This window comes from Microcoleus sp. S36b_A4, assembly GCF_036700645.1.
GTDB lineage: Bacteria > Cyanobacteriota > Cyanobacteriia > Cyanobacteriales > Microcoleaceae > Microcoleus.
The window spans coordinates 1-5,334 of record NZ_JAUBPI010000173.1 but is presented as its reverse complement, the minus strand read 5'-3'; the positions used below and the strand labels follow the sequence as shown (position 1 = coordinate 5,334).

Here is a 5,334-nt window from a genome sequence, read left to right as displayed (position 1 = left end):
TTTAATAATTTTAGGAATCGCGTATTAGCTTGCTTTTCTGATTAGAGAAACTTATAACCATAAGTTCAGGAGAGCCGACTTTGCTTTCTTAGCAGAGTGCTTTGGTCGTTAACTCGTCTGACTTAAAAGTTTGAAACTTAAATCGTGGAAAAGAATCTAAACCCTATTTAAGGCTTAGTGAAAGTAAATAATGAACACTAGAAACTTAGACGGCCAGGTACAAAGTACCGACAATGGATCGATCGAAGTTCCAGATAAATTCCCGGATAAAGCCACAGCAACGTCTCTGGCTTCACAAAAAGAATTGAATTAAGTTAACTGCATGATGATGCAGTTAACTTAGCCGAAAACTCCTCTCAATCATTTACTTTTCACTCATGAACAAAAATCAACGAATTATCAACCTATCTGAGGTCTCTGTAAGCGATTTCCCTGCTTCCAGTAACTATAAATATAAATGCCATTTGCAGGTAGTTTCCGAAGAGGGACAAAGCTTATTGGAAAGGGATCTGCTGAACCGCACGCAACCCAGTTGGTTGGTGGATTTGAAAAATAAGGGAGACTGCACGATCTCCATTACCCTGCGTTACCGGGAAGGGGACATTACTCAACCTTGGCAAGATGCTGGAACGGTTGCGTTTGCCACCCAGGATTGCCTTAATGGAGAGCGCAGCGCCGAGTTAGAATTTCCCATTACAACTTGGAATGAAGCACCCCAATTGAAGCTGAAAACTCGCCTGACACAGAGTACCAGTGAGGGAAGTAGCAGCACCTTGAACATCTTGGGGAATCAGAACGTTACTCGCCGCACTTACAGCGAAGAAACTCAGCCAGAGGCCGAGTTCGAGATGCCTCAAAGCGTTCCTCTTTTGCCCCCAGAAGAAGTAATTGTCAAAGACACCTGGAACAAGCTGCGGGCATGGAAAGAAGTGCAGATGGAAAAATTCTTGAAACGCCTGTTGCTAGAAGAACCCGAACTGGAGTACATCTTCGGGGACGCGATGAACAGCATGAATGATTTCTTCTTTGAATTGTTTGATTGCTGCGTACACCAACTTCAGCCTGAAACTCAGAATATAATTGGAGAACCCTTAATGGGCGTACCTCCAGAAAAAGGGGATTCGTTTGACACGGTTGAGGATTACGGTGCGCTGTTTGCCGATATCGGGATGCGTCCCCAGCACTGGTTGAAGGCACGGCAGGTGTGGATGTGGATGCTACCATCGGTTGCTTACCTGGAAGAGTACGATCACCAGGATTTAGCAAAAGGCGCAAACTCTGCCCTTTACCGCTTCTTCAATACCCATGTAATTGTGCCGATGGTGGAGGCAGTCCGTCGCTACGAAGAAGCAATGCTTCCAGAGGTGAGGCAACGCATGGCAGACTCGTTGAGCGTACTCCAACAGAATCAGCAGGAGATTGGCCAGGCATTTTTTCAAACTCTATTTGAAAAGTACCCCTTCATCCTGCCTATCTTTGGACGGACAAACATGGATTATATGTCCTTGAACCTGTTTCAAGTGTTGGAATTCTTGGTTCACAGGTTCAATGGCGGCAGCAGAGAGCAACTAATTCAAGATATGCGGGTGTATATCTTTAATAACATTGACAAAAATGGGAGTGGAACAATCTCTATTGAGGAACTCATCGATTTCTCGCACCAGTCCGGGCTGCCCTTGTCCCTAAGCGAGTTGAACGCTCTGTTTATTCGCGTAGATATCGATGGTAGCGGCGAGATTGACTTTGAGGAATTTGAGGAGTTGATAGTTCAGCAGTTAGGATCGCAGGTGAATAGTTTTGATGATATACCCTCCTGCGCCTATCCTGCTATACAAGACAACCTGCTGGTCATGCTTGAAAAGTACATACCAGACTTCACGATAGAGTTACGGCAAGCATGGCAGACGTTAATCGCTCGCGCTATCAATGTCATCAAGCTACCCAAGCTGAATGAGGAACGATTGCTCAAAAAAGCCAAGCAGTACCTGGAGCTAATCGCCACTGAGCAGGAATGGGAAGCGGAGGACAAGGCACGACGCTGGGCGGAAATTCAAGAGGAAGTACGAGCCACCGGAACCTATACCCACACTTATGAAGAACTGGCCTATGGGGCACAAGTGGCATGGCGCAATGCTTCTAAGTGTGTTGGGCGGATTCAGTGGAATAACATGGTGGTACGCGATCGTCGCCACGTTACCGACCCTGATGAGATGTTCCGCGAAATCAGAGAATACCTACAGTATGCTACAAACGGCGGTAACATCCAGATTACCATGACCGTCTTTCGTCCCAAACATCCTAATGAACGCTGGGGGCCACGCATCTGGAATTCACAATTAGCTCGTTATGCGGCATACGAGCAACCGGATGGTAGCATCAAAGGCGATCCTGCTAACCTGGATCTGACAAAAGCGATTATGAAATTGGGCTGGCAACCTCCTGAACTACGCACGGAATACGACATTTTGCCTCTAGTAATTGAAGTTCCCGGTATGGAACCGAAGATGTACCACTGGGATAGGGAGGAGATTCTGGAAGTGGAAATCGAGCATCCCACGATTCCAGAATTCAAGTCATTAGGCTTGCGTTGGGTTGCCGTCCCTGGCATTGGCGCCTTCTCGATGCACGTTGGCGGCATCAACTACGGCTGCATCCCCTTTAATGGCTGGTTCATGGGTACCGAGATTATGCGGGATTTCCTGGATGAGTACCGCTACAACAAGATGGAGGACATCGCCAAAGTTCTCAAGCTCGACACCAGTTCCGAGCAGACATTATGGCGCGATCGCGTAGCATTGGAAGTCAATGTTGCCATCCTGTACTCGTTCCAAACAGCGAAGGTGACGATGGTAGACCATCAAACTGCCTCTCGTCAATACCTAGCCCACGACTTGCGAGAAAAGAAATTGGGGCGTGAGTGTCCGGGAGATTCGGGTTGGGTCGTACCCTCATCAGGGGGAAGTGCTTGTCCGGTCTGGCACCACCAGATGCGCGACTTTTACCTGGAGCCAGCCTATCACCATGCTGCCGATCGCTGGGCAGTCGAAGATGGTATGGATCTGGAAAAATTCATCACCACTAACGACGAGGACGACAACAAGCAAGACCGCATCCTCATTCTCTACGCTTCCGGGACTGGTACTGCTGAAGGCTTTGCACGGAAAGCCAGTCGTCAACTCCAGCGATTCCGTCCCAAGGTGATGGCGCTGGATGAATACAACACAGACACCCTGGCATCGGAGAAACTCCTACTCATCGTCACGTCCACCTTCGGCAATGGCGAAATACCTGAAAACGGCAAGAAGTTCCTAGAGTGGTTGAAGGACCAACCTGCGGGTTCCCTCGACGGTTTGAATTACTCCGTTCTGGGCATTGGTAGTACCGTTTATGAGCATTTCTGCGCTGCCGGAATTTCGGTAGATAAGGCACTCGCCAAGGTGGGAGGTAACTGTATTGTGCCACTCCACAAAGGTGATGAAATCAAGGGACAAGCCGACACCTTCAAACAATGGTTAGGACTGGTTTGCCGCGTTTTGGGTGAGGATGCTACCTCGGCAGATGCTACAGCCGCAACCGCACCTAAACTGAACGTTACGTTCTTGAGTGAGGCGGAAGCTGCAAATCTTTCACCAGTAGAAGTGAGTGGAGACAGAGGGGTCGAAGTACCTCTGGTTGCCAATACCGAACTGCTCAAAGAAGTGATTCCTGGTAGCCGTTCTACTCGCTATCTGGTCTTTGATATTTCTGGTACCGATATGCAGTATGAAACAGGCGATCATGTTGCAGTTTATCCTTGCAATCCGACGGAGTTGGTGAATCGGTTGTGCGATCGGCTCTCAGTATCCCCCAACACCTATTTCACAGCTCGTTATCTAATGCCCGATGGTACGGAATTGGAAGAAAAACCTCCTGTTACCGTTCCCACAACGATCGGACAGGTTCTCTCCGAAGACCTCGATCTCGCCTTGCGCGAACCATTCAACGAGCTGCTGACCTACCTGTACTCGGTAGCACAAAATCCCCAGGATAAACAACGCCTAGAAACCTGGTTGGAAATTCTCCGCCAAGGAGAGGACCATCCCGACAGTATCACGCTCAAGAAAACCATCACGGACAACTTCATGAGCGTTGTCGATTTGTTCAATGAGTTTCCTTCTGCCCAAATTACACTGGAAGTCCTGCTAGAGTTGTTGCCTAAGCAAAAGCCACGTCTCTACTCTATTTCCTCCTGTGCTCCGCTTCATCCTCAGCAGATCCAAATCACAGTAGGAGTGCTGCAAGTTAAAACGGATGCAGGTAAAACCCGTCAGGGACTTTGCTCCAACTACCTTGCCGGACTTGAAACGGGGGCAAAGGTTCGCCTCAGTGTCCGCACGTCTAGCTTCCGTCCACCCGCCGATCCACTCGCGCCAATGCTTATGGTTGGGCCGGGTACGGGGGTAGCGCCTCTGATTGCCTTCCTCCATTATCGGGAAGCCCTATTGCAGCAGGAAACACAATTAGGTGATGCTTCCTTGTATTTCGGCTGTCGCGATCGCAGTGACTTCCTCTATGAGGAGCAACTTGCAAGCTGGCAGAATCAAGGCGTGCTGTCTGGGTTAGAAGTTGCTTTCTCGCGGATGACCGACAAGAAAGTCTATGTGCAAAACTTGATGCAAGAAAAAGCTCAAGAACTCTGGCGAATACTCAGCCATCCGCAATGCCACTACTATGTCTGTGGCGATGCCAAGATGGCAGACAATGTATTCGAGGTGTTTATGGCGATCGCCAAAACGGAAGGTGGACTCTCGGACACTGACGCTGTTAATTTCTTCGACCAAATGAAGCTAGAAAAACGCTTCTTCAGCGATGTTTGGGGTGTGGTGCTGAACTTCAAGGAATCCATCAAAGAGGTACAGCATGACAACTACTCTAAAGCCGAAAAATGGCTCGATCGTATGCAGGAATCTGCTGATAGTCCCGCCGTTGAGGAGGAATTGCAACCGCTAACTATCTAAAATTGGAATTGCAAGCTTTAGATAGGGGAGTCAGGAGGTGGAATTTATCACTTTTCTGACTCCTAATTAGTATTTAAGTTGAGTATCAGGATAGGAGTATTATCCCTCTTTTGTCACTTCGCGGACAGTATAAAGCTATGCAACAACCAAATTCGTAACTGCTCGAACATTAAAAAGAGTCCGAAAATCATTCATCTAATAGATGAATTTGCACAATACTCGTCGCCGACCAGGAATCTCACACACTTCTAACCAAGGTCTAATCTGAAGTTCCCCCAGTAGGGGGAATGTTCAAATCTCACAAACCCTTGCACTACAAGGAACGATCGCCTTTTTA

The 5,334-nt window shown here is 48.2% G+C and carries 2 protein-coding genes; both read left to right on the top strand.

Annotated features, from left to right (window positions below):
* Positions 1-190 precede the first annotated feature (190 nt).
* Positions 191-313 (top strand): hypothetical protein, encoded by a 123-nt coding sequence (locus QUA03_RS28175; RefSeq protein ID WP_333216926.1) that lies wholly within the window; start codon positions 191-193, stop codon positions 311-313.
* Positions 314-377: 64 nt separating this feature from the next.
* Positions 378-4,997 (top strand): nitric oxide synthase oxygenase, encoded by a 4,620-nt coding sequence (locus tag QUA03_RS28170; protein ID WP_333216924.1) that lies wholly within the window; start codon positions 378-380, stop codon positions 4,995-4,997.
* Positions 4,998-5,334: the final 337 nt, after the last annotated feature.

Coding starts and splice junctions, on each gene's coding strand:
- QUA03_RS28175 (WP_333216926.1), top strand. CDS start 191: ATGAACACTAGAAACTTAGACGGCCAGGTACAAAGTACCGACAATGGA.
- QUA03_RS28170 (WP_333216924.1), top strand. CDS start 378: ATGAACAAAAATCAACGAATTATCAACCTATCTGAGGTCTCTGTAAGC.